At 56.4% G+C, this 25,141-nt stretch carries 27 protein-coding genes and 1 rRNA gene; 11 read left to right on the top strand and 17 right to left on the bottom strand.

Features of this window, described 5'->3' with window-relative positions; genetic code table 11:
* Positions 1-13 precede the first annotated feature (13 nt).
* Entirely contained in the window at positions 14-1,438 is a 1,425-nt protein-coding gene (gene rmuC, locus JHC09_RS15335; protein ID WP_199532682.1) for a DNA recombination protein RmuC, read from the bottom strand.
* 121 nt (positions 1,439-1,559) lie between these two features.
* Between rmuC and def the strand changes: the two genes are divergently transcribed.
* From def to truA, 3 genes are all read left to right on the top strand, one after another.
* Positions 1,560-2,075 (top strand): peptide deformylase, encoded by a 516-nt coding sequence (gene def, locus JHC09_RS15330; RefSeq protein ID WP_182394800.1) that lies wholly within the window; start codon positions 1,560-1,562, stop codon positions 2,073-2,075.
* A 71-nt stretch (positions 2,076-2,146) separates the two neighbouring features.
* Positions 2,147-3,070, top strand: a complete 924-nt coding sequence (gene fmt, locus JHC09_RS15325; RefSeq protein WP_199532681.1) for a methionyl-tRNA formyltransferase — start codon at positions 2,147-2,149, stop codon at positions 3,068-3,070.
* A complete protein-coding gene (truA, locus tag JHC09_RS15320) occupies positions 3,070-3,807 on the top strand; it encodes a tRNA pseudouridine(38-40) synthase TruA (protein WP_199532680.1) in 738 nt (245 codons plus the stop codon). Before fmt ends, truA begins: the two co-directional genes overlap by 1 nt.
* On the opposite strand, the gene JHC09_RS15315 is transcribed toward truA, so the two are convergent.
* From JHC09_RS15315 to JHC09_RS15290, 6 genes are all read right to left on the bottom strand, one after another.
* Positions 3,808-4,371 carry a hypothetical protein gene (locus JHC09_RS15315; protein WP_199532679.1) on the bottom strand — a complete coding sequence of 188 codons (564 nt, stop codon included), beginning with the start codon at positions 4,369-4,371 and terminating at the stop codon, positions 3,808-3,810.
* A gap of 14 nt (positions 4,372-4,385) precedes the next feature.
* Positions 4,386-4,928, bottom strand: a complete 543-nt coding sequence (locus JHC09_RS15310) for a hypothetical protein (RefSeq protein WP_169196614.1) — start codon at positions 4,926-4,928, stop codon at positions 4,386-4,388.
* Positions 4,925-6,082, bottom strand: coding sequence for a succinyl-diaminopimelate desuccinylase (gene dapE, locus JHC09_RS15305; protein ID WP_199532678.1), 1,158 nt, complete (start codon positions 6,080-6,082; stop codon positions 4,925-4,927). The genes JHC09_RS15310 and dapE overlap by 4 nt, the downstream gene beginning before the upstream one ends.
* A 49-nt stretch (positions 6,083-6,131) precedes the next feature.
* Positions 6,132-6,608, bottom strand: coding sequence for a DUF805 domain-containing protein (locus JHC09_RS15300; RefSeq protein WP_169196612.1), 477 nt, complete (start codon positions 6,606-6,608; stop codon positions 6,132-6,134).
* Between the two features lie 86 nt (positions 6,609-6,694).
* Positions 6,695-7,537, bottom strand: coding sequence for a 2,3,4,5-tetrahydropyridine-2,6-dicarboxylate N-succinyltransferase (gene dapD, locus JHC09_RS15295; protein ID WP_199532677.1), 843 nt, complete (start codon positions 7,535-7,537; stop codon positions 6,695-6,697).
* Between the two features lie 143 nt (positions 7,538-7,680).
* Entirely contained in the window at positions 7,681-8,508 is an 828-nt protein-coding gene (locus JHC09_RS15290; protein ID WP_199532676.1) for a prephenate dehydratase, read from the bottom strand.
* 258 nt (positions 8,509-8,766) lie between these two features.
* Between JHC09_RS15290 and JHC09_RS15285 the strand changes: the two genes are divergently transcribed.
* From JHC09_RS15285 to JHC09_RS15275, 3 genes are all read left to right on the top strand, one after another.
* Positions 8,767-9,576, top strand: a complete 810-nt coding sequence (locus JHC09_RS15285) for a cytochrome c family protein (RefSeq protein WP_199532675.1) — start codon at positions 8,767-8,769, stop codon at positions 9,574-9,576.
* Positions 9,577-9,654: 78 nt separating this feature from the next.
* Positions 9,655-10,593: a glyoxylate/hydroxypyruvate reductase A gene (locus JHC09_RS15280; RefSeq protein WP_199532674.1), complete on the top strand. Its 939-nt coding sequence runs from the start codon at positions 9,655-9,657 to the stop codon at positions 10,591-10,593.
* Between the two features lie 69 nt (positions 10,594-10,662).
* The gene (locus JHC09_RS15275) at positions 10,663-11,328 is read left to right on the top strand and encodes a YqaA family protein (protein WP_169196607.1); all 666 of its coding nucleotides are present in this window, start codon (positions 10,663-10,665) and stop codon (positions 11,326-11,328) included.
* 11 nt (positions 11,329-11,339) lie between these two features.
* On the opposite strand, the gene JHC09_RS15270 is transcribed toward JHC09_RS15275, so the two are convergent.
* Complete coding sequence (locus JHC09_RS15270) at positions 11,340-12,689, bottom strand: leucyl aminopeptidase family protein (protein WP_199532673.1); 1,350 nt, start codon at positions 12,687-12,689, stop codon at positions 11,340-11,342.
* A gap of 287 nt (positions 12,690-12,976) precedes the next feature.
* Between JHC09_RS15270 and JHC09_RS15265 the strand changes: the two genes are divergently transcribed.
* On the top strand, positions 12,977-13,741 hold the full coding sequence (locus JHC09_RS15265) for a tetratricopeptide repeat protein (protein ID WP_199532672.1): 765 nt from the start codon (positions 12,977-12,979) through the stop codon (positions 13,739-13,741).
* A gap of 9 nt (positions 13,742-13,750) precedes the next feature.
* Here the strand turns inward: JHC09_RS15265 and JHC09_RS15260 are convergent, their stop codons facing one another.
* The 8 genes from JHC09_RS15260 to JHC09_RS15225 form a co-directional block, all read right to left on the bottom strand.
* Positions 13,751-14,764, bottom strand: coding sequence for a type II secretion system F family protein (locus JHC09_RS15260; RefSeq protein ID WP_199532671.1), 1,014 nt, complete (start codon positions 14,762-14,764; stop codon positions 13,751-13,753).
* Between the two features lie 9 nt (positions 14,765-14,773).
* Positions 14,774-15,751, bottom strand: a complete 978-nt coding sequence (locus tag JHC09_RS15255; protein ID WP_199532670.1) for a type II secretion system F family protein — start codon at positions 15,749-15,751, stop codon at positions 14,774-14,776.
* 3 nt (positions 15,752-15,754) lie between these two features.
* On the bottom strand, positions 15,755-17,248 hold the full coding sequence (locus JHC09_RS15250; protein ID WP_169196602.1) for a CpaF family protein: 1,494 nt from the start codon (positions 17,246-17,248) through the stop codon (positions 15,755-15,757).
* 30 nt (positions 17,249-17,278) lie between these two features.
* Positions 17,279-18,550, bottom strand: a complete 1,272-nt coding sequence (locus JHC09_RS15245) for an AAA family ATPase (RefSeq protein ID WP_199532669.1) — start codon at positions 18,548-18,550, stop codon at positions 17,279-17,281.
* 22 nt (positions 18,551-18,572) lie between these two features.
* Entirely contained in the window at positions 18,573-20,012 is a 1,440-nt protein-coding gene (locus tag JHC09_RS15240; RefSeq protein WP_199532668.1) for a type II and III secretion system protein family protein, read from the bottom strand.
* Positions 20,013-20,025: 13 nt separating this feature from the next.
* Positions 20,026-20,937, bottom strand: coding sequence for a Flp pilus assembly protein CpaB (gene cpaB / locus JHC09_RS15235; protein ID WP_199532667.1), 912 nt, complete (start codon positions 20,935-20,937; stop codon positions 20,026-20,028).
* A gap of 191 nt (positions 20,938-21,128) precedes the next feature.
* Positions 21,129-21,632, bottom strand: coding sequence for a prepilin peptidase (locus JHC09_RS15230; RefSeq protein WP_282567701.1), 504 nt, complete (start codon positions 21,630-21,632; stop codon positions 21,129-21,131).
* A 69-nt stretch (positions 21,633-21,701) separates the two neighbouring features.
* Positions 21,702-21,875 carry a Flp family type IVb pilin gene (locus tag JHC09_RS15225; RefSeq protein WP_199532666.1) on the bottom strand — a complete coding sequence of 58 codons (174 nt, stop codon included), beginning with the start codon at positions 21,873-21,875 and terminating at the stop codon, positions 21,702-21,704.
* Positions 21,876-22,237: 362 nt separating this feature from the next.
* Between JHC09_RS15225 and JHC09_RS15220 the strand changes: the two genes are divergently transcribed.
* The 4 genes from JHC09_RS15220 (at position 22,238) to JHC09_RS15205 (ending at position 24,564) form a co-directional block, all read left to right on the top strand.
* On the top strand, positions 22,238-22,681 hold the full coding sequence (locus JHC09_RS15220) for a pilus assembly protein N-terminal domain-containing protein (protein WP_199532665.1): 444 nt from the start codon (positions 22,238-22,240) through the stop codon (positions 22,679-22,681).
* 98 nt (positions 22,682-22,779) lie between these two features.
* Positions 22,780-23,319, top strand: a complete 540-nt coding sequence (locus tag JHC09_RS15215; protein ID WP_199532664.1) for a TadE/TadG family type IV pilus assembly protein — start codon at positions 22,780-22,782, stop codon at positions 23,317-23,319.
* Complete coding sequence (locus JHC09_RS15210) at positions 23,319-23,882, top strand: TadE/TadG family type IV pilus assembly protein (RefSeq protein WP_199532663.1); 564 nt, start codon at positions 23,319-23,321, stop codon at positions 23,880-23,882. Before JHC09_RS15215 ends, JHC09_RS15210 begins: the two co-directional genes overlap by 1 nt.
* Before the next feature lie 64 nt (positions 23,883-23,946).
* Entirely contained in the window at positions 23,947-24,564 is a 618-nt protein-coding gene (locus tag JHC09_RS15205; protein ID WP_199532662.1) for an HAD family phosphatase, read from the top strand.
* A 465-nt stretch (positions 24,565-25,029) separates the two neighbouring features.
* Here JHC09_RS15205 and rrf read toward each other — a convergent pair.
* A 5S ribosomal RNA gene (gene rrf, locus JHC09_RS15200) occupies positions 25,030-25,141 on the bottom strand; the annotation flags it as partial.

The raw sequence follows: 25,141 nt of genomic DNA, 5'->3' as shown, positions 1-25,141 counted from the left end.
CGGGGCCCAAACCTTAATTCAAATCAAGAGGTTCGTCGTTGACCAACCTCAGAACGGGAGCATCGTCGTCCCGTCCTTCCCACCCAGGGGGAAGCGATTTGCTGGTCTTTGCTCCCAAATCCCGCAACTGCTCGATCTGCCGAACGACATTGCCGCGACCGGACGACAGCTGGTCCTTGGCCTTGGCGAAATTGGCTTGTGCGGTGTTGAGGCCCTTTTCAACCTGATCCATGCTCGAGAGGAATCCGGCAACCTTTTCATAGAGTTTGCCAGCGCGTTCAGCGATTTCCTCGGCGTTCTGGTGGCGTTTTTCGATATCCCAAACATTGCGCACCGTGCGCAACACGGTCATCAACGTTGTCGGGGTCGTCAGCATGACGCCCTTCGACATGCCAAACTCGACCAATTTGGCGTCGTGCTGAATGGCCGTCGCCAGCGCCGATTCAATCGGCACAAACATCATTACGTAGTCCAGACTAGACTTTGCGGCCCGGTTATACCCCTTGTCGCCCAGCGTGGTAATGTGCGTCCGGACCGAATGGATATGCGCTCGGAGGTATGTTTCTCGCTCGTCTTCGGGTGAGTTGACGAAGGATTCAAAAGCAGTGAGGGACACCTTGCTATCGATCACCAGCACATCGCCATTGGGCATGCGGATTTCGACGTCTGTGCGCAGGCGCTGATTGTCCTCACTCGTGTGGCTCTGTTGGGTGAAATATTGCTCACCCTCGCGCAGGCCGGACTGTTCAAGAATGGTGGAGAGGATCATTTCCCCCCATGCGCCTTGCGTCTGCGAACTGCCCTTAAGCGCACGCGTCAGGTTCTGCGCTTCGGTGGTGATCTGGAGATTGCTCTCCGACAGAGCCCGAATCTGCTCGGACATTGCCGAGCGATCCCTTATAAGTCCTTGATGGAATTCAGTTATTTTCTCATGAAGGGGTTTCAGGAGGACATCGACCTGTTCGCGATTCTGCTTGGTAAAGGTCTCGCTATGGGTGCGCATGACGTCACCCGCGATGGCCTTGAATTCATCCGTCATCTGCTGGCGGGCTTCGGTGAAGCGCTTCAGCTCCGTGGCGTGATTACGGGCCTGTTCATCAAGCCGCGTGCGCATTGCCGCCAGTTCCGCCTGCATGTCGGCCGCACGATCCCGCTCGGAAAACATCTGCTCGGTCGCGCGCTCGCGCTCGTGCTGGAGCTGCCCCTCGATTTCGCGCAAACGGGAATCACGCTGCAAAATCTGATCGTTAAGCCCCGAGCGTACGCTCTCTAAATTCTGCGCTGCCTGCATTTCGGCGCGCTCTAGGGTGCCACGATTGCTGGACATCACAGCAATAAGCGCAATCAACAGCGCCAGCGCCAACACGCCCACAAGGGTGACGCCAATGGAAATCGGCAAGCTGCCGAGAGTAAAAAGAGTTTGGTCGAGATCGCTCATGGAGCAATCCTAATCCGATTCTTCCGTTCGCAAAATGTTCTCGTGTGACACCACTAAGGTTGACCAAGAGCCCGGAAATCGCCATATCCATGACAATCCTTCCATTGCCGGACCTTCTGCCATGGCTATCCGCCCCATTTTGATCATTCCCGATGCGCGCCTGCGCGCTGTTTGCGACCCGATCGTTGAGATCGATGACGAGATCAAAACGCTGGCAGCAGACATGCTGGAAACCATGTATGCCGCGCCAGGCATTGGCTTGGCCGCGCCGCAGATCGGCGTCATGAAGCGTATCGTTGTGATCGACGTGGCCAACGAAGGCGATGAGCCTGCGCCCCACGTCATGATCAACCCAGAGATCACCCAATTTGGTGAGGAAATTCAGGTCACTGAAGAGGGGTGCCTCTCGATCCCTGAACTCTACTACGAAGTAGAACGCCCCAGCACGGTGACGGTTAAGTACACCAATCTTGAAGGCGAAGAGATCACTGTCGATGCCGATGGCAAGCTGGCCGTCTGCATTCAGCACGAACTCGACCACCTCGATGGCGTTCTTTACATCGACTATCTGAGCCGCTTGAAGCGCGATCGCGTCATCAAGAAGTTCGACAAGCAAGCCCGCCTTTCTGCGCGCTAAGCCAATTTGGATTGAGGGGCTCCGGCCCCTCTCCTTTTCCGTTGGGACAATATTAAAAGAGGCACTTGGCCATGCGTATCGTTTTCATGGGCACGCCCGAATTTTCTGTCCCAACGCTGACCGAAATTGTTTCGGCGGGTCATGAGGTTGTCGCCGTTTACACGCGCGCACCAAAGCCCGCGGGCCGTGGCCAGGCCGAACGCAAAAGCCCGGTTCACGAGGCCGCTGAAGCCTTTGGCATTCCGGTCTTCACGCCGAAGTCGCTGAAAAGCGAAGAAGAACAAGCCACTTTCGCGTCCCTAGAGGCGGAGGTCGCAATTGTTGTGGCCTATGGTCTGCTGCTGCCCAAAGCGGTTCTGGAAGCGCCGGAATACGGCTGCTTGAACCTTCACGGCTCCCTCCTGCCACGCTGGCGCGGCGCTGCGCCAATGCAGCGCGCTATCATGTCGGGCGACAAGCAAACTGGCATTGTTGTCATGCAGATGGACGAAGGCCTCGATACTGGTGGCATGGGCCCCACCGAGATCATCCCCATCACCCCGACCATGACGGCGGGCGAGCTGCACGACAATATGATGCGTGTCGGCGCTGACCTTATGGGGCGCGCACTGGCTGCGCTTGAACGCGGCAGCCTCGATTTTTCGCCTCAGCCAGCGGAAGGCGTCACCTACGCCGCCAAGATCGACAAGGCTGAAGCCAAGCTCGATTTCACCCAATCGGCGGAAGCGGTCCACAACACCATTCGTGGTCTCTCGCCCTTCCCCGGCGCTTGGTTTGAGATGACCCTCGGCGGCAAGAGCTATCGCGTAAAAGCCCTCCGCTCGCAGCTGGAGGCCGCTTCTGGCGCTCCGGGCGCCTTCCTTGGCGGAGAACTCGTTATTGCCTGTAGCGAGGGCTCTGTGCGCCTCACGCAAGTTCAGCGCGAAGGCAAGGGCGCTATGGACGCCGCCACCTTCCTGCGCGGAGCCGGCACACTCCCTGAGATGGTCGGCTAATGCCACGCTATAAGTTCACCATCGAATATGACGGCACCGCCTTTTACGGCTGGCAGCGTCAGAAGAACCAGATCAGCGTTCAGCAAGTGCTGGAAGAAGCTGTCCTGAAATTCTCAGGCGAAACCGTCAACAGCCAAGCCGCTGGGCGCACTGATGCCGGTGTGCACGCCCTTGGTCAGGTCGCCCATATCAATCTGTCGAAGGAATGGGATCCGTTCCGTATTCGCGAGGCTATGAACTATCACATGCGCAAGCATCGTGTGGTGATCGTTGAGTGCGAAGCTGTTCCGGACACGTTCGAGGCACGGTTTTCGGCCAAAGCCCGCCACTACGAATATCGCATCCTCACGCGCCGCGCGCCTCCGGCGCTGGAGCTCAATCAGGTTTGGCATGTGCCCAAGCCGCTTGATGTCGCCACGATGCACGAAGCGGCCCAACTCATTTTGGGCCTTCACGATTTCACCACCTTCCGCTCGTCCGAGTGTCAGGCAAAATCGCCCATGCGCTCCCTCGATGAGCTCAACGTCACGGGCGATGACGAATATATCTCGGTAACGGCGAGCGCCCGCAGTTTCCTGCACCATCAGGTCCGCTCGATGGTGGGTTCGCTCAAAATGGTGGGCGAAGGCAAGTGGACGCCTGCGGATTTCCGTGCGGCGCTTGACGCAGCCGACCGCACCCGCTGCGGCGCCATGGCACCATCAACGGGTCTCTACTTTGTCGGCGTTGACTACTGATTAGCCGGCGGTTTGGACGGGCAGCACTAGGGCGACAACGCCCATTGCCAGAAACACACCCACCGCCTGCGAAATAAACAGCAGAGCAATCTGCCAGCCGCGCAGGGTCATGATGTGTCGGCCAATGTTGACGAACGTCACAATCGCCGCGATGGCCACCGCGAGCAGGACAATTAGTCCGGCCTCGTTGAACAAGACCGAAACCAACAACAGCGCCCCCGAGACCAGCGTGATCCAATTGCTGGCAACAAGGTACGGAATAAATGCGTCTTGGCGCTTGATCTGACGCAGGACCATCGAGGCCGTTAGCGCCTGTGCGCCAAACAGCGCTAGGTTCATCACCACGGTTTGCGTCGGTGCGCCTGCCGGAGTGCTAAAGCCCAGCAGCATCGGGCCAAACCCAGCCAGAATCATGGCCAGCAGCACGGCAATCAGGCTGCCGACGAGACCTTTGGTCGAGAAGTCATAGTATTGCGCGGCGTCGCGCCGACCCAAAACAAGGGCCCATGTCCCTTTTGCGGCACTAGCGGCTTCGGCGAAAAAACTCGGGAACGACTGGGCCAATGCGGTTCAACTCGTCAGACAGCAGAAAGGGTGGACGCAGCAAGCATGTAGAGTGTCTGAGGCACCCCGACAAGGAGCACAACTGTTAGGATTGCAAATGCGGCTGAAACGCCGCGCTGAAATCCTGCCCCGACACGCCCCAAAGCGTAGAGCATATAGGCCAGCCCAAGCCAAAGAATGGGCATGAGAGCCGGGCTAATCATGGTCACAACCGTGCCCACGAAGAGGTAGAAGATCAGCGCATAAACGCCCGGGACATAAATATCCGGGCGCCAGATTGGCCCGGAAACGGCAAAGCGCGTGCTCCACACTCCGATCAGCAAGGCCGCCAACCATATGGTCTGGATAAAGAATATCTCGATAAAACTCTCTGGCGTCGGCACACCCATTTGCATCGAGGCCAGCATGACGACGAGAAACACAACCGCGTAAAACAGCACGATCGCTGTGAACAGCCCTGCGGCAGAGAGTTGGAACTGCTCCAGCCCTTCGCGTTTGTTGCGCAGGATCAGCTTCCAGCCTGCAAAAGCGTAGCGCAGTGCCGCAATAGTTCTCATCGTGAGGAGCTCGCGAAGAAACGGGTCATGAACTCGGCGTAAATTTCTGTCAGCCCCTCGAGGTCAGCCAGCGCGATATGCTCGTCTGCCTTGTGCATTGAAGGGCCAACGAGACCACATTCCACCACCGGACCATAGTCGGCGATAAAGCGTGCATCAGACGTGCCACCGCCAGTGGACAGCTCAGTCACCTTGCCGGACCGCTCGGACAGGACGGATGTCAGCGTCTGGACGTCATCACTCAAAGGCGAAAGGAACGACCGCGACGGCGTGCCGACAATGTCAAAGTCGATTCTGGTGCCCTTGGCGTCGACGGATGCAATGCGCTCCTTGATCCAAAGAGCGAGCTTTTCCGGCGTCCACAGATCGTTGTAGCGGATATTAAAGCGGAGCGAGCCGCTCATCGGAATGACATTGGATGTCGGGTTGCCGACGTCGATTGTCGTTACTTCGAGGTTCGAAGCCGGGAAGTGCTCCGTCGCCTCATCGAGCTTGGTTGCTGAAATGGCAGTCGTCACAGCGGCCAGCACCGGCAGCGGATTGTTGGCCTTATGCGGATAGGCAACGTGGCCCTGCGTGCCGGTGACGGTGATCTTGCCCGAGAACGAGCCGCGACGACCGATCTTGATGCTATCGCCCAAGGTTTCGGTGGAGCTCGGCTCACCGACAATGGCGAAATCGAAGCGGTGACCGTTATCCGCCATCCAGCGGCAAATCTTCTCGGTGCCGTTGATGCTGTCGGCTTCTTCGTCATTGGTAATGGCGAGCTGGATGATCCCCGCATCCGCCGGGATTGTCGCGCAAGCAGCAACAAAGGCTGCAACACCGGACTTCATATCCGCAGTGCCACGGCCAAACATTTTGCCCTCGGCAAGGCGGGGCACAAATGGATCAGAGGTCCAGAAAGCCAAATCGCCCGGCGGCACCACATCGGTGTGACCACCAAAAAGCAATGTCCGGCCAGCCGTACCGCGCGTCGCAAAAATATTGTCGACGGGATAGGAGCCGTCGCCCTCAAATTTGAGGCGCGTTACCGTGAAGCCGAGCTTGGTCAGCTCAGCGTCCAGCAAATCAAGAACGCCTGCTTCTGTCGGCGTTACCGAAGGGCAGGACACGAGGGCATGAAGAAGCGATTGGGCGTAAGAAGTGGTCATACCCAATGGGTACCGACCACTTCGAGATTTGACAATGCCAGACGCTATTTCACGCTGCAGCATTCACCGGATCAGCGCCATAATTATTGGTGCCGTGGGAGCCCTTTAGAAAACCGAGCTGGATGAACATGTAGATCGCAAAAACCGCAAAAACGAGAACGAGGACACTCATCCACATTGGGGGGACCATATAGGTCAGCCCATTTTCTGTGATGGCGGTCGCTCCAATGGCGCTGGCTTGCAAAAGATTGATGACGACGCTGCCCCCGAGAAGAATGAGAACATCTTTCCCGTCGTTATTGCGATCGTGACGGCGTTTTAGGCCAATGCAATAAGTCGGGTAGAGCAAGGCAAGATTGATCAGCACAGCGAACCAGGCCACGGCAGTGGTGTTGCCTCCAGCCAAAATTCCCAAAACTAATGATGCGACAATCGAGACAACGAACAGGCACAATACGCCGATCCACCACTGTTTGCGCGAAATGCGCCCGTCTGTGGTCAACAGCAAGGACTTCAAACTGTCCATATTTCCCCTCCACATCGGAATCGATCCGACAGGTGAGGATAGGACGCCGACGAAAACTCCGCCAGCGCCCCAAATTTGATCGCGGATTAGTCGCGCAGCAGCTCGTTGATGCCGGTCTTGGAACGGGTCTGAGCGTCAACGGTCTTGACGATAACCGCGCAGTAAAGGTTCGGGCCTGGGGTGCCATCTGGGAATGGCTTGCCTGGCATGGAGCCGGAAACCACTACGGAGTAAGGAGGAACCTTGCCGATGTGGATTTCGCCGGTGGCGCGATCAACGATCTTGGTCGACTGACCGATGAAGACGCCCATCGAAATGACCGAGCCTTCACCAACGATCACGCCTTCAACGACTTCCGAGCGCGCGCCGATAAAGCAATTGTCTTCGATGATGGTCGGGCCAGCCTGCAGCGGCTCCAGCACGCCACCGATACCAACGCCACCGGAGAGGTGAACGTTCTTACCGATCTGCGCGCAGGACCCAACGGTTGCCCATGTATCGACCATGGTGCCTTCATCCACGAAAGCGCCGAGGTTGACGAAGGACGGCATCAGAATTACGTTCTTCGCGATGTGTGCGGAACGACGAACAACGGCACCCGGCACAGCGCGGAAGCCCGACGCGCGCCACATGCTTTCGTCCCAGCCTTCAAACTTGGTCGGAACCTTGTCCCAATAGGTCGAGCCATTGGCGCCACCGGAGATTGGGGCGTTGTCGTTGAGACGGAAGGAAAGCAGTACAGCGCGCTTCAGCCACTGATTGACGACCCACTCGCCGTTGACCTTCTCAGCAACGCGGGCCTGACCGCTGTCGAGCAGGTTCAGCGCAGTTTCAACCGCGTCACGAACGTCGCCTTTAGTGGACGAATTGATTTCGGCGCGGTTGTCAAAGGCGGCGTCGATGGTCTGGGCGAGCGTTTCGAACGACATAGCGGCTCCTAAAGAAATTCTGATGGGGACCATTAGCCGGGGGGAAGAAGGTGTCAACGGCAATACCAGCCCGTGACGTCCTTATTGAAACAAAAATCCCCGCAAACGCGGGGATTTTCAAAGACAAATCAGGAGAGCGCGACTTAGCGCGGCTCAGCCTGTGGATAGACGCCCAAGATGCGGAACTTGTCGGTAAAGAAGTTGAGTTCTTCAAGGGCGAGCTGAACCGAAGGATCATCTGGATGGCCTTCGATGTCGGCATAGAACTGGGTCGCCTGGAAATTCCCACCGACCATATAGCTCTCGAGCTTGGTCATGTTGACGCCATTGGTGGCAAATCCACCCATGGCCTTATAGAGGGCCGCCGGTACGTTGCGCACACGGAAGATAAAGGTGGTCTTCACCTTGCCTTCGTTCGACGCCAGCTTTTCAGTCGGCGACAGCACGAGGAAGCGCGTCGTGTTGTGTTCCGCGTCCTCGATATTGCTCGCGATCACATCCAGACCATAGGTCTCGGCGGCAAAACGCGAAGCAATAGCGGCCACAGACTTATCGCCCTTTTGCGCAATCTCGCGTGCAGAGCCCGCCGTATCGACCGCATTAATCGTGCGGAAGCCATGGTCAGAAATAAATTTGCGGCACTGACCAAGCGCAACGGAGAGCGACTGAACGGCTTTCACGTCAGCAAGGGTGGACCCGCGCACGCCCAACAGGTTCATCTCAATGCGCAGATAGGTCTCACCAATAATGTGCAGACCACTGAGCGGAAGCAGGTGGTGAATGTCGGTAATACGGCCATAAAGTGAGTTTTCAACCGGAACGACAGCATAATCTGCCTTGCCGGATTGGACCGCATTGAGCGTGTCCTCGAAGGTCACACAGCCCAGATATTCCTCTCCTGGAAAGAAATTAGCCGACGCAGCGTGGCTGAAGGCGCCATTTTCGCCTTGGAAGGCAATCTTCTTTGTCATGGGGATATCCGTTTAATTGGCAGGCCGGGCGGTTTTGACGCGGAGGCTTGAGTGTGTCAATGACAGTATAGAGATGCGTGCAACCTTCCTCTGCGTGGGGGAATTGTCGCACCAAAGGATTGGCCTGTTGCACGGCAGCAGGTCTTGATACTATGTTCCGCGCGCGTTGGGCTGGCCGTTGAGGCAGATTCTCCAAAATGGAGTATCTAATGGGCTGGCCCGGAATTGTCCCCGGGGATGGACCGGCAGAGAGACCAAATGAATTCGTTTGAGCTAAACAAGATTTTCGGCGCCGTCCTCGGCACCCTGTTGTTCATCATGGCAGTCGGCTTCCTTGCCGAGTCCGTGTATGCACCGATCGAAAACAACGGGCCAGGCTACAACCTGCCCGAACCAGAAGTTGCCGATGCTGCGGCTGGCGGCGAAGTTGAACAGGCTGTTCCAGTCGCTGTTCTGCTGGCCAGCGCTTCGGCTGACCGTGGCGCGACCGCGGTTCGCAAGTGCCAGTCTTGCCATAACTTCGCTGAAGGCGAACCAAACAAGCAGGGCCCATACCTCTATGACATCATGGGTGGTCCACAGGCACATGCCGACGGCTTCGCCTATTCGGACATCATGACCCAGCATCATAACGATGGCCTGGTCTGGTCCTATGAGAACATGGATGCGTTCTTGGCGAACCCGAAGGGCTACGCTCCAGGCACCAAGATGGCTTTCGCTGGCGTAAAGTCCGCTGAAGAACGCGCTGACATCATGGCATACCTGCAGACCCTGTCTGCAAATCCAGCTCCATTCCCAGTTGCTGAAGGCGGCGCTGAAGAAGCTGCTCCTGCTGCGGACCCTGCGCCAGCCGCAGAAGAAGCCGCACCAGTGGCTGAAGAAGCACCAGCGGCCGAAGTTGCGCCAGCAACTGAAGGCACCGCAACGCCTGCTGAAGTTGTTGCCCCTGCTGCTGAAGACGCACCAGTTGTTGAAGCTGCTCCGGTTGTCGAAACCCCGACTACCACTGAGACAGAAACTCAGGTTGAAGGCACTCCTGCTGAGCAGGCGCCTGCTACCAGCAACTAAGATTGCGACTGAGCTAGAATCTTTGAAGCCGCGCCCTCAACAAGGCGCGGCTTTTTTGTGTTTTGAGGGAGACATGGAATGCTGCTGCTACACCTATCGGACGTTGATGAAGCAAGCTGGGCCAAGGCGTTTCAAACAGCGCTAGGCGATTATCCAGTTGTGCGCCGCGGGGATGATTTCAACCCCAAGGAGGTGCACTACATCTTCGTTTGGAAGCCCAAGGCCGACGCTTTCGAAGGTCTAACCGAACTTCGCGCCGTCCTCTCCCTCGGCGCTGGCGTCGATGCGCTGCTCAAGCATCCTGATTTGCCTGACGCCCCCATCGTGCGCTTTGTCGACAACGACCTCAGTCAGCGCATGAGCGATTATGTCGTTGCCCATGTCACCATGCATCACCGGCAGTTCAGCCGTTTCGCCGCCGATCAACAAGCGCGGCGCTGGGCACAGTATTATCCGCCTGCCGCCCACGAAACACACGTGGGCATTATGGGCATGGGTGTGCTCGGACAAGACGCCGCCAAGCGCCTGCTTCCGCTCGGCTTTAAGGTTTCAAGCTGGAGCCGGTCAGCAAAGCACATCGAGGGCGTCGAGAGCTATGTCGGCGCTGAGCAGTTTGACGCCTTCCTGGCCAATACCGACATTCTGGTCAATCTACTGCCCCTCACCCCTGAAACGACCGGCATTCTCAACGCCGAGACCTTCAGCAAGCTCCGCAAGGGCACGCTGCAGGGCGGCCCAGCCATTGTCAACGCGGCGCGTGGTGGGCATCAGCGCGAGGCCGATATTGTGAACGCGTTACAATCTGGAGTTCTGGGTGCAGCGAGCCTCGACGTCTTTGAAGTCGAGCCCTTGCCAGAGCAAAGCGCTCTGTGGGACGCGCCAAACTGCTACATCACACCTCACATCGCTGCGATCTCAGATGAACGGAGTGGGGTTCGCTATTTTACGCAGATGATAAACGACCATCGGAACGGGCTGCCCCTCCGAAACGTCGTCGACCGCAAACGTGGGTACTGATCCCATTTTTGTACTAGCGCTTTTTTCTATTAACGGTCAGCATAGTCACAACAATTTCTTGGAGGCTCAATGTCCGAAACTGCAGCCAAAGTGAGTTTTTATGATCGCCTTAAAACGGCGACCAAACACCGATTTGCAGAACCCATTCTGGCAGCACTGTGCTTCCTCGAAGCGATGATTATTCCAGTATTCCCAGAGATTATGCTGGCCCCAATGATCATTGCAGATCGTCTGCGCGCCTGGCGTCTCGCCGCTATTTGCACGGTCGCTTCCGTTGCTGGAGGCCTTGCAGGCTATGCGATTGGCTATTTCCTGTTTGATAGCATTGGCCGCGCCATTATCGATTTCTACGGCGCCGCCGATGGCTTTGGCGCGCTGCGTCAAAGCTTTAATGACAACGGCCCCCTGATGATCCTGATCGGAGCGCTGTCTCCGATTCCATATAAGGTCATCACCATCACCAGTGGCGTGGCCGGTCTCGATCTCTGGACCTTTGTGATCTACGGCATCATTGGTCGCGGACTGCGCTACTTCGTGCCATGCGGTCTCTTCTATTTCTTCGGCCCAATCGCTGGCGAGTTCATCGAGAAACACAAGAAGTGGGCAGGGATTGGCATGGTTGCCTTGGTCGTGGTGGGCTTTGCTATGGCGCCACTCCTGTTCCCGAAGGCAGGCACCGAGATTGCCGATGCCGCCATCGAAGAAACCACAGGTATCGACCTGATCACCAACTAAACTACGGGGCGTTAAGCCCCGTAGCGCTGCTTCAACAGTGCATAGAGCACGCGAATGCCTTGGTCAGTTGCCCCGACCGGGCGCGCCGGACGCAATTCCGGTGCCCAAGCAAAAATGTCCATATGCACCCACGCGCCGGCGTTTTTGACGAAACGCTGCAGGAACAGTGCGGCGATAATCGACCCGCCAAATCCTCCCGCACCAGTATTGTTCATATCGGCAATTTTGGAGTTGAGCTGGCTTCCATAGTTCGCCCACAGCGGCAGCGGCCACACGGGGTCCTCGACCTTCGGTCCAAGGTTCGCCATGGCATAGGCAAGGCTAGGATCAGAGCTATAGGTCGCCGGCAGTTCTGGTCCGAGCGCTATGCGCGCAGCCCCAGTCAACGTTGCCATGTCGACGAGAAGATCAGGCGCTTCCTCATCCGCCAATGCCAATGCGTCGGCCAAGATCAAACGACCTTCCGCGTCGGTATTGCCAATCTCAACAGTCAGCCCGGCCCGCGAGCGGATAACGTCTCCAGGTCTAAACGAATTGCCAGCGATCGAATTTTCGACGATCGGGATCAACACGCGGAGGCGCACTGGGAGTTCCGCATTCACCACGGCATGGGCAAGGCCAAGAATATTGGCAGCGCCGCCCATATCCTTTTTCATCATCAACATGCCAGCAGCAGGCTTAATATCCAGACCACCCGTATCAAAGGTGACGCCCTTACCCACCAGCGTCACCTTAGGATGACTTTCGTCGCCCCAGCTTAGGTCAAGCAAGCGTGGCGCCTGAGCGTTCGCCCGACCCACGGCATGGATGAGTGGCAGATTTGCGCCCAGCAAGTCATCACCCACAATGGCCGAAACCTTCATGCCATTGCGACGCGCGAAATCCCGAATGGCTTGGTCCAAGGCATCCGGGCCAAGATCATTGGCGGGCGTATTGATGAGGTCGCGAGCGAGGAAAGCACCTTGGGAGAGGAAATCAACCTCATCAGCATCTGCACCTTCGGGCATCTCTAGCTGTGGGCTCGGTTTGGCGTCGCGATACCGATCAAAGCGATAAGCACCCAGCTTAAACGCTGTAGCTGCCTGTGTGGCGTCGCCATACTGCCCTTCCAGCGCATAAGTGCCCTCGGGCAGATTGCTTCCAGCCAGACCAAGCGTAAATGGATTGAGACTTTCGCTCGGACCCATGCCCAAAAGCCATGCGGTGATATCGCCATGCGCATCGGGAACTGCCAGCAGTTTGCCGGTCTGGCCGGAGAAACCATGCGCCTGCGCCCATTTGCGTTGGACATCGGTAAGCGCGGCATCATCCAAAGCGCCGTCAACAATTGCAATGACCGGTGTAGCCGAAGTCTTGGCCATCAGACTCTCCAGATTATTTTGGCGTGTTCTAGCCCCGAACGGGGTTCTGGCACCATCCAACTCCGGAAATAGTTTTCTGGCAACGGCGCGAAGTGCCTAATTCCCGAACAAAAATGGCCTATCGGATCCCTAACGGGGAAAACAAACGCGTTGCGCAAGAACAGAATGATCGAGCACGAAAACAAACCTACCCGACCCCTTGCAATTGATAGCAACATTATAGGTTTAACCCAATATTAGGGTTAATGATCTATTGCCAAACAAGGGATCATGTCCCGGAGGAAACCATGCCTCGGGTGAAATACGATAGATTTTGGGTTCATTGTGTTCTGGCTGTTGGGTTGACGGCTGTGACGCTATCGGGCTGTACCAGTACGAGAAATTACAATGGTTCGGGCACAGGGCCATTTGCGGCCAGTCAAAAACAACCGACGCTTGAGCAACTGACTGCGCGCTATAAGTCCAACCCGCGCGACCGCAACAATACAATTCAATACGCCACCCATCTGCGCGCAATAGGCCAGCCGGAACAGGCCATGGCGGCCTTAGAGGCGCCCCTTGCCGCACACCCCAAGGACGTTCCGATTTCCATTGCCTATGCCAAGGCTCTGACGGCTGCGGGCCGGTTTGAGCAATCTCTCAACGTCATAGACAATGTTCTGCGTCCGGACGCTCCAGATTGGAGCGCACTGTTGGTCAAAGGCGCGACCTTGGATCAGATGGGGCGGAACAGCGAAGCCCGGCGCATTTACACGCAGGCCGCAGCTCTTGCACCGAACGAAGCCTCGATCGAAACCAATCTTGGCCTATCCTATGCGATGACCAATGAACTGAGCCTGGCCGAGCAGCACCTGCGCAAAGCCGTCAGCATGCAAGGGGCATCGACACAGACCCGTCAAAACCTGGCATTGGTTTTCGGCCTACAGGGACGCTTTGATGAGGCGCGCAAAATCTACGCCGCCGAGCTTCCGCCTGATCAAGTGGAATCCAACATGGCTTACATCAGAGCGCTGCTGACCCAGCAAAACCGTTGGGACCTGCTCAAGGATTAAGGCCCTCGATTAGCCGCCGCCGACCGTGCTTGCGACGCTGCCTGAGAAGACTTTGATCATTGCTGGCGACAGAACCACGATAAACAATACGGGCAGCAGGAAGAGGATGAGCGGCACGGTTAGTTTCGGCGGCAATGCGGCTGCCTTCTTCTCCGCTTCCATCATACGCGCTTCACGCCCTTCTTCAGCCATGACACGCAAAGCCTGACCTACAGAGGTGCCATAGCGATCGGCCTGAATAAGTGCGGTCATGACCGCCTTAACGTTGTCGAGCCCTGTGCGTCGGCCGAGGTTTTCATAGGCGCGTGAGCGATCTTCCAGAAATGATAGCTCGGCATTGGTCAGCGTCAGTTCTTCGGCAAGCTGCGGTGACTGACCGCCGATTTCCTTGGCAACGCGCTTTATGGCGTGCTCCATGGACATGCCAGCCTCAACGCACAACAGCATCAAGTCCAACACATCTGGCCATGCGCGACGGATAGAGGCTTGGCGCTTCTGGATTTTGTTTTTCAACAATAGCACTGGCAAGTAGGCGCCGACGACCCCAATCGCAACGGAGTAGGCGAGGCTCAGATACATGGGTCGATCACCAGGCGCTACGACGACTAAGTAGAAGATCGCAAACAGCAATACGGCAACCGGTGTCGTGAACCGCACGAAGAGATATTTGGTCAACTCGGCCGGACCACGCAGTCCAGCCATGGACAGCTGGTCGAGCGTATTTTCGTCCTGGAAGGCTTTCCGCAGATCGAACCTATCGACGGCCTTGCGCATATAGGCCTTGGTATTGTCATCGCGACGGATTGAACTTCGGTCGGCAATTGCCGCAGAGCTCCCACGCAAGCGTGACATCTCCTGGGCGCGCATTTTCTCGCGCTCCAACGCTACGCGCTGAATACGTCCTTTGAGCTCTTGCTTGACCAAAAGACTGGACCCAAAGGTGAACACGGCAGCCGTCGCCGAGATGGCAGCGAGCGCCGCAATCAAAAACTCGCGTTGCGTTACCAGCCCAATGATATCCACGGCTACCCCCTAGATCTCGAACTGAACCATGCGGTGCATGACAAAAACGCCAGCACTCAGCATGAACACAGCAACGGCCAAACACACATTGCCAACGGGTGTCGTGAAAAGTGGGGCCAGATAGGCTGGTGACACAACGGAGATCAGAACGGCCACAACAATGGGTAGTGCGCCGATAATCGCCGCCGATGCCTTAGCTTCGGACGACATTGCCTTGACCTTGGCTTTCATCTTTTTGCGGTTGCGCAGAACACGCGCCAGATTGCTCAGGGCTTCTGAAAGGTTACCGCCAGACTGTTGCTGCACGGTGATAACCACAACGAAGAAGTTCACCTCAGGCAGAGGCACGCGCTCCAACAATATCTGAATAGACTCTTGCATCGAAAAGCCGAAAGCCTGCTGATCCAAGATGCGGCCAAACTCAGAGCGAACTGGTTCCTTGGTGTCCTTGGCGACAACACGCACCGTATCATTGAGCGGCAGACCCGTTTTAACGCCACGGACAATCGCTTCAATGGCATTGGGTAATTCGTCCAAGAACCGATCTTGATACTTGCGGCGCTTACGCATGACGTAAAAGCGCGGGCCCAGATACCCACCCGCGGCAGCAATGATGGCCGCAAAATAAAACGGCACCTGCGCCACCACCAAAAGCCCAAAAAGAACAACACCGAAGATAATCGAGTTGCGAATATAGGCAGCGGGTGTCGTGGTCATTCCCGCCTGAAACAACATGGCGGGAATGGTCAAGCGACGGTTGGCTTTGAGCTCATCCTGCTGCGCCTTGAGCGCCTGCTGCACCGTTTTACGCCGATTGTCGCGGACACGGCTCTCCCCGGCAACGCGCCGATTGATGGAGACATCACCTTGATAGACCTTGAGGCGCTGCTTTGCGCGCTGGCCACCCGCTGCCGCGGGGACAAACGCCAAGGCCACTGCGCCGGCAGCAACAACGAACAAAATGATGAGCAGTAAGCTTGTGGTCATATTTTACTTACTCGCCATTTCGCGGTGCTCAATATTGGACGCCTCCAAGGCTTCCACCAAGTTGGCCTCTTCGTTGAAGTAGCGCGCGCGTTCCGTGAATTGAGGCTTGGTAATTCCGGTCGAATGGTGACGCCCGAGGAGCATGCCGTTCGCATCTTCACCCATGATGTCATAGGTGAAGATATCCTGTGTCACGATCACATCCCCTTCCATGCCCAGCACTTCGGTAATGTGGGTGATGCGGCGCGAACCATCGCGTAGTCGCGCGGCCTGAACGATCACGTCGATCGAAGACACGATCATTTCGCGAATGGTGCGGCTCGGCAGCGAGTAGCCGCCCATGGTGATCATCGATTCCAACCGCGAAAGCGCCTCTCTCGGCGAGTTGGCGTGCAGAGTGCCCATAGAGCCATCGTGGCCCGTGTTCATTGCTTGCAGGAGATCGAATGATTCCGGACCGCGCACTTCGCCCACGATGATGCGTTCAGGGCGCATACGCAGACAATTCTTGATAAGATCACGCATAGTGATCTCGCCTTCCCCCTCCAAGTTTGGGGGGCGCGTTTCAAGGCGAACAACGTGTGGCTGCTGGAGCTGCAATTCTGCAGAGTCTTCGCAGGTGATGACCCGCTCGTCTTTTTCGATGAACGCTGTCAAGCAGTTGAGCAGCGTCGTCTTGCCCGAACCCGTGCCGCCTGAAATCAAGATATTAGCGCGCACCCTGCCCAGAATGCGCAGCACTTCCGCGCCTTCAGACGATATCGAGCCGTATTTGACGAGCTGCTGAAGCGTCAGCTTGTCCTTCTTGAATTTACGAATGGTCAGCGCCGCGCCGTCAATGGCAAGAGGCGGCGCAATAACGTTCACACGTGATCCGTCAGGCAAACGCGCGTCGCAAATTGGCGAGCCTTCATCGACACGGCGACCGACCTGCGACACGATACGCTGGCAGACATTCATCAAATGCGCATCATCGCGGAAGCGCACGTTTGTCAGCCGGACCTTGCCGCCGACTTCGATGTAACAGCGCTGCGAGCCGTTCACCATGATATCGGCAATGTCATCGCGTGCGAGCAGCGGCTCGAGCGGGCCGTAACCCAGCACGTCGTTGCAAATGTCTTCAAGCAGATCTTCCTGCTCGGCAATCGACATCGCGATGGATTTCAGCGCAATGATTTCGGAGACGATGTCGCGAATTTCCTCGCGCGCCGACTGGCTCTCCATCGTCGCCAACTGGCTCAGGTCAATCGAGTCAATCAGCGCATTAAAGATCGCTGACTTGGTCGAGAAATATTCCTTGGCTCGCGGGTTTTCAGCCTGTGCTTTGACGTCGAGAACGTCGTCCGTACTCTTCGCACGACTGGCAGAGCTGTCTGCGTCAGGCTGGCGGCGTTGCGCAGGGGACGACACCGCTCCCGGTGGCGGGCTGGCGATTGGACGCGGGAGCTCAGAAACTCCGGGCGTATTGCCGCCAAATGTCGTTCGCTTGCCAAACATATCTCATACTTCCTAACGCCGAAGCCTGACTTAGGCGCGCTTTTTGAACAGGGTGGATAGGTTGAGCAGTGACCCGCCCTTCCCCGCTGCCTGCCCCACTGCGCGACCAGTCACCTGAAAGCCAATGCTACGGTAGATGTCGTTGATCTTGTTGGATGCTTGTACTTCAGCGATCATCTGGCCATTGTTCGCCGCTGTACCAAACAGATGTGCATCAAAGCCGATCTGCCCGATCAGCGAACATTCCACCGACGTCGCGAACTCGTTCGGATTGATCTCCGGACGCTTCGGTATGCCAACTTTGTTCATCACCAACTTGGGTGCTGCCTCGGTTGGGCGCATGATCTTGATCGCATCAGACAAATTCTTAGCGTTGCGCAAATTGGCCAGATCGGGCTCGGCCACGACCACAACTTCATCAACCGAAGCCAATGTCTGCCGTGTCCAGCTATTCCACACATGCGGAATATCCAAGATGATCACGGGTACCGATTTCTGGCAGATCTCGATGACCTGCTCGAAGTCGCGTTCGCCAAAATCCCACGTCTGATCAAGCGATGCTGGAGAAGCGAGCAGGCTGATGTGGTTGGCCGCCTTGCTCATCAGGCGATCAAGCATGGTTTGATCGACCTTTTGGCTCGCCAACATCGCATCACCCAAACCATGGGGCGGATCTTGGTTGAAGTTCAGCCCTGCCGTGCCAAACGGCAAATCCATATCGATAACGAGGCAATCCTGACGGAGCGAGGAGGCGATTGCCCAAGCGACGTTATGCGCGACAGTTGAACTCCCGGCCCCGCCCTTGGCGGAAACAAAGCCAATCGTTCGCCCGATGGGCGCCGCGCCCTCTGCAACATAGATCTCGGTAATGGCCGCGACCAGTTCCTGTGGGCTAGCCGGCAGAACCACATATTCCGAAATGCCGTTGCGGATCAGCTCACGATACAAGAGCACGTCGTTGACATGCCCGAGTACGATGACTCGTGTTGCCGCGTCACACACCTCAGACAGCCGCCCCAGTGCCGCAACGATCGCGCCAGGGGTAAGGGTCGATTCCACGATGATCAAGTTTGGCGTCGGGTTCGACTTGTAAGTCTCTATCGCCCCTTCAACGCCACCGTTGTGTGTGGTCAGCGCGACTTTAGACATGCGTCGATCTTGTAGAACGGCTTCGACAAGCTGTGCTGTCTGCGTGTTCTCGCAAAATGCCTGGACAGTGATGCGCGGCACGAGCCGAGCGCCAGTTGCGATCTCTGCCGCCACCTCTTCAGTCTTTGCTTTATCCGGCGTCAGGAAACTCATACGCACTGCTCCTCAATCCAACTCAATCGAGAACGAAGCCAACATTGCCGCTGAAACCGCCTCGGAACTCACCCGTCGATCCGACCCCGTATTGATGTTCAATACGCCCGAGGAAGATCGCCTCTGCATCGCCGCTCATGGCGAACTTGTCGGTCGGCACCGCAAGAGTGCCTGCGGGAGCCGCGTTGACGAGGTAAGGGGTAACCAAGATCACCAATTCGGTCTGTTGCGTCTGGAACTCGCGGGACCGGAACAGCGCGCCGAGGATAGGAATATCACCCAAGAGCGGGAACTGTTTGATGTTCTGGCTGGTGCTCTCTTGCAGAAGGCCGCCGATGGCGAGCGTCATGCCGCTCGGCAGCTCAACCGAGGTGGAGGCTTGCCGCTTGGTGAGCGAGAAATCCGCTTGCGGTTCAGACACCGAAGTATCGACCTTGAGCCCGATCACCCCATTCGATTTCACCACAGGCTCGAACGAGAGCTCGACACCATAAGGCTTAAATACGACGGTCCGCTGCAATCTGTTGCCTTCGCCGCCGTCGCCACCCTCCGCTGGATCATAGGAGTAATACGGAAGTTCGCCACCAGCGAGGAACTTGGCTTCTTCGCCTGAAATGGCTGTCAGTGTCGGCTGCGCCAGAACCCTGAGCGCCCCCTTATCCTCAAGCGCCCGGATAACGCCTAAGACCGAATTACCATTGTCAGAGAACCTTGCATTCAATCCATATGGGCTTTCACTATCCACCAGAGTGGTTGCGAATTGCAGGAGGTTGGCCGTTCCAACATTGAAGGCAGCACCAAAGTTTATGCCGAATTGCTTGGCCACATCGCGCTTCACTTCGGAAACGGTGACCTGCAGCATCACCTGCTGGGCTCCCGCCACGTCCAAGATATTGGCGACGTTATCCGCAGATCCAGCGAATTGAGTGGCAACAGCGGTGGCCCGTTCACGATCTTCACCCGAGCGGACGTTGCCCGTCAGGACGACACGGCTGGACCCATCGAGACCGGGAACGGATTCCACGCGAATATTGGAGTGTGGCAAGACACGCGCCAGCGCGGTTTGAAGCGCAGCTCCAACCGCCGACTCCGCCTCGTTGATCGCAATATCGAGCACCTGGATGGTCCGTCCGGCATCATCAAGGAAGAAGATATTGGTCTTGCCCGAGGACATGCCCTGAACAATCGCTCTGGTTCTGGTGCGCATAATCGCGGCAGCAATCTCGGGCTGCGAGACCACGACCTCTGCCACACCAGCAGGTAAATCGACGATCAGAGATTTGTTGCGTTCTATGCTCAACGGGCGGACGGCGCCATAGGCGCTGGGTTGAATGGCAATCTGCGCCTGTGACTGCGCTTGAGCAGGCGACAGGGCCGTTGCCGACAACATCGCGACACCCAGCCCGAAGGCCAGTGTCGCCGCTCTACCGGACAATGATCGATTTGTGTTGGCCGTTTTCATCACTCTCGAACTCTCACTGCGGCAAAACTTGCGGAGCGGCGGGACCAGTTTGAACCTCTGGCAGGCTGGCGGAGTCATAAGCGGTGCCAGCAGGGACGGGCGCCACTTGCCCCGCACTGGTTACAACGCTCTGTTCGCGCCCGTAACGGATCAGGCGAACAGGCTGGTTGGATCCAAAGCGTTGCTCATCGGCCCGATTAAAGTCAGCGACCGATCTTAGGGTCAGGCTTAACTGGCCGCGGGTCGAGGAATTTATCAGCGTTTCCGCCTGTCCCGGGTCCAGCTCTAAGGTAGCAATAGTGTCTGACACGAAGGTCGTGGGCGGAGTGGTGTTATTTGGGTCTTCACTGCCCCCAGACTGCCCCATCTCGCCAAGGCGCGTGCCAATAGCCAAAACGCGAACATCGGAAAGGATCAGTTCAGATTGTTGCCCAAGGTCGGTCGGGGTGGTGAGCACAACGTCGACATGATCATTCGGCACGACAAAGCCGCCGGCGCTCGACACAGGAGAGACCGCCACCGAAACGCCGCGCTTTCCCGGTGCCAGTACAGCCGACAGATAACCGCTATCAGATCGAACCAATTTGGCTTCGCGAATGGGCTCACCCGGGAAGAGTTCAAACCGCGCGATTGCACCGATGAGTTCCGTCTGTGCCTCTGGCATGGCTGTCAAGGTCACAAACTCGGGCCGCAGCGCCTGTTCAGGCCAATCCTGCCATTGGGTGCTCTCGGCGAGCAGGCGTTCACCCACGCCGATCCCACGGCTTGCCACAAGCACCTGCACCTTCGCTTCAGGAACAATTTGAGTGGCAACTGCCTGAGGCGCAGACGGCTCAGGTGTGCTGCCGCCGCGGGTAACCAAGATGGCGGCGAGGCCACCGGCAATCAACGCGACAGCAATGAGAATGATACGCGCCGGTCTCATGACCCCCCCAAAGGCTCAGCGGGCTAAGGCCAGCTTCCTTTGTAGACCATGAAATAAAAGGGTCAAGACTTGGTTAATCAGGCCTTGATTACTAAGGTTAACAATCTGAGATACTTCAAAATCGCACCTCTATATCACAACCAAACGAACACGCTTCAACTATGCCAAGTCCAGAAAGATATTGATCAATTTTAGCTTTGGACCAAGAGATTGTAGATCAAAGTTTCGGGGTAAACAAAAACTGCGGCAATTGCCAATGCAATACCATAAGGCACCCCATTCTTCCGGTTATGCAATCGACTCAGCCATTCAAACCGAGTGATCCACACCTCCAGCGGGAGCGATCTTAAGAGCAATATTAGTATCGTTAGGACGCCACCAAATACACTAGCGTAAACCAGATATGGCAGCACTTGTCCGGCGCCCAACCAAAGTACAGTGGCGGCGGCAAACTTGGCATCACCACCACCAATCACATTGAGAGCAAATAGACCAAAGGCCACGACCAAGACCGCAAAGGCGCACAGCACATGTATGCCAATCGCCTCCCAGGGCATTTGGGCGATGATCGCAGCGGGGAAGAATGCAAGCCCAACGCCCAACACCAGCCAATTGGGGATCCGCATTGTGAACAGATCCGAAATAGCTGCAAAAAACATCAACGCTGGAAAGTAAAAAATTCCAAAGTAAGACAATTAGAACTTACCCCGACAAAAAGAAAAAGGGAGGCGAACCTCCCCTTTAATCCTTAGAACCGCTGAAGTTTAGCCAACCGTAACGTTTAGCTTTCCGCCAATATTGTTAAACAGCGCACCCAGGTTGTTCCCAAGCAAGGAAGCACCGGCAATGATCCCTACGGCCACAAGCGCCGCAATCAGGCCGTATTCAATAGCGGTTGCGCCGGACTCGTCCTTAGCAAAACGTGCAAAAATCTTCATACCCAAGCTCCTCATCGGCGATCATGGCGTGCTCTCCACAACGGGACGAGCACAGGTTGAACATGACTACAAACTACCCATACCAAGTTGAAAGAGAGTTAATCCTCATTAGGTAGCAACAACTTACGAATGTACTCATGTAGTCTTGGTGTTTTTCTGGTTAACACAATCGCCGTGTTTTTCACCAACACCGCACATCAATCGATGAAATCAGAACAATTTTCGGATGGCAAAATTCCATACAACACCGCGAACCGCTCCCCATTCGATATCTGAAATATAAAATTGCCCACAAATTTGCCTTGTATTTACCATTCTCGCCCAGATTCACTCTGACCACAGTAACTTCAGGATTTGGTGGAATGCCCCGCACACTCGCAACTACTCTGCTTATCATTGCCGTGAGCATTCCATTCCCAATCATGGCCCAAGACGGCTCACCCATTACTGTACAAGCAAATATGGCGCGCGTTCTGCGCATCAATGCACCAGCCGCGACGGTCATCGTTGGCAACCCCGGCGTTGCAGACGTGACGATCCAAGATCCTCAAACTTTGGTTCTCACCGGTAAAAGCTACGGCCAAACCAATCTCATCATTTTGGACGCCATGGGCGAACCGATTGCGGACACGCTTGTAGAGGTCACGCAATTGCAGGCCGGGGTGATGACAGTTTATCAGGGCCTCAATCGCACCAGCCTGTCCTGCGCCCCGGTGTGTCAACCTGTCGTCATGATGGGAGACGATGCCAATTTCTCCGGACAGGCACTGGCCTCCGCGCAGTTGATCCAATCAGCGGCCAATTGAACGGTCTCGTTTTCATCAAATTTGCGCAAATATGCAGAAAGGCTCGTTAGCGTTCTGCAGTCTACTCTGCTCAGGGACAAATTCAGGACATCCCTTCAATGGTGCGAGCCAGCTCACGGCGCAAGCTAGTCTATGCGGCACTCCACGACACGCGGGGCGCGACCGCCGTGGAGTTTGCTCTGCTGGCGTTTCCTTTCTTTGGGCTTATCGCTGCCATCTTACAAACCTCTCTGGTCTTCATATCCAGCCAAGTCCTTGAAAGCGCGGTCATCGACGCCTCGCGCTATGTGCGCATTGGAGAAGCGCGAAAACAGAGCACGGACGAATACAAGAAACGCATATGCGACCGCCTCTATGGTCTCTTCGGCGATTGTCAGGACATGCATCTGCGCGTCGATACGATCCAGACCTTTAAAAGCACCGCTCCAACAATACCCGTCGACATCACCTGCCCAGCCGAGTGCGATTGGACCACGCCAGAAACTTGGGCCCCAGGAGGGGCGTCCAGCGTTGTCATGGTACAAGCCTACTTCCGCTATCCCGTTCCGATCCCCCTTGGCCCTTTGAGCATCGCTAACCTAGCGGATGGGACGCGCCTCATTGGCTCGACGTTCGTCTTTATGAACGAGCCCTTCTGATGCGCGCGCGCTCCAAACTCCGCTCTCTCGTCGCCAAAACCTTATCGAACGAGAACGGCGTTGCCGCTGTTGAGTTTGCGCTCGCGATGCCGATCATGCTCGTCCTCTATCTGGGCTCAGTCGAGGGCAGCACGCTCATCATCTTGGACCGCAAAGTCCAAACTGCGGCCAGTGCTCTCGGTGATCTTGTAGCGCGTACCAATGGCACGCTCTCTCAGGGGACTTTGGAAGACTATTTCCAGGCGGCCAGTGGCATTATGCATCCCTACGACAGCACCACGGTCGTTCAGACAATTGCCGGCGTTGAAGTGTCAGCGGACGGAGAGGCTGTGGTCAAATGGTCTAAGCAGTATAGCGACGGCCAAATCGTGCCCGCAGAGGGTTTTACAATATCACTACCGCAAGAGATGACGGATATCGCTCTTGGCCGCGTGGTCATCGTCGCTGAAACCAGTTATGAATACAGCCCAAGCTTCGCTGTCGTTATCGACCAAGCGGTGCAACTGCACCGCACCAGCTATCACATCCCCCGCACCACCACGGGTGTGATCGTCTCTCCATAGCCTTGCTTGCCCAATGCAACACTGCATGGCAGAAGCAGGGACCATACCTTAAAGCTAAGCGATCATGGACGACCACATTATTCCCGTATTCGATCTGGGCGGCGTATTCGTCGACTGGAACCCTATGTACCTGTTCCGCAAGCTCTTTGAGACTGAAGAAGACGCGCAGTGGTTCCACGAGACGATCTGCACCAGCGATTGGAACTTGGAGTTCGACGCCGGCGAAAAATATTCTGAAGGCGTTGCCAAGCTCGTTACTCGCTTTCCAAAATACTGGCGCGAAATTCAAGCCTTTGACACGCGCTGGAAAGAGACCTTTGGTCCCTTCATTCAGGGTACTATCGACATCCACAACGAGCTGATTGAACAGGACGTCCCAACCTTCGCCATTACTAACTTCTCTTGGGAGAAGTGGATGACCTGCTTGGGTGAATGGCCGTTCCTCGAAAAATTCGATGGCGTTGTCGTCTCTGGGCTCGAAAGACTGGTCAAACCCGATCCGCGCATCTACCGCACCTTCTGCGATCGCTATGCTCTGGCCCCAAACAGCTGCGTTTTCATCGACGATAGCGAACCCAATATTGTTGCCGCACGCAAGTTTGGCATGAAGGGCATCCATTTCAAGGACCCTGCCCAATTGCGGTCCGAACTGATCGCCCTGGGACTGCCCCTAAAGGCCTAAAATTCAGCTCCGCGTACACTGTTGCGCGGGGCTTTTCCCTTGTCCGACGCAGCACCCAAGTCGCATCCCACCTCCTCCGTTGGCGTAGAGTTCTGACCTCTTCGCACAGCTAGGACGGTCCTCTGGCGTAGCCAGGCCTTAATGCAACTTATCCCGCAGCACAAACCGCTCTGCCTCCCTCCCCCTTGCGGGGAGGGATTGAGGGTGGGGGTAGACTGAGGGATAACGCTCGGCTCCTGCTTACCTCGCCCCTCGGGGAGAGGTCGGCCCTTTTGGGCCGGGTGAGGGGGCCTTGTTTCGGGCATGCAGCTCCAACCCAGCACACCGTTCCAGTCCCTACCCCGGTTATGGGGAGGTTAGGTGGGGGCAATTGCGCGGAGCTTAGAAACACAAAAAGCCCCGCTTTGGGCGGGGCTTTTTGTATTTGGTTTAGATGATCGTAGAGAGAATTTATGTTTTTGGCAGACCTTGCAGTGACCTACTCTCCCAAGTCTTGAGACTTAGTACCATTGGCGCGGAGGAATTTGACGGTCGAGTTCGGGATGGGATCGGGTCTTGGGCTCCTCGCAAGAACCAC

Origin of the sequence: Devosia sp. MC532 (assembly GCF_016461625.1) — a bacterium.
Lineage (GTDB): Bacteria > Pseudomonadota > Alphaproteobacteria > Rhizobiales > Devosiaceae > Devosia.
Note: the sequence above shows the minus strand (reverse complement) of the source record. Positions and strands in the feature narration are given on the sequence as shown.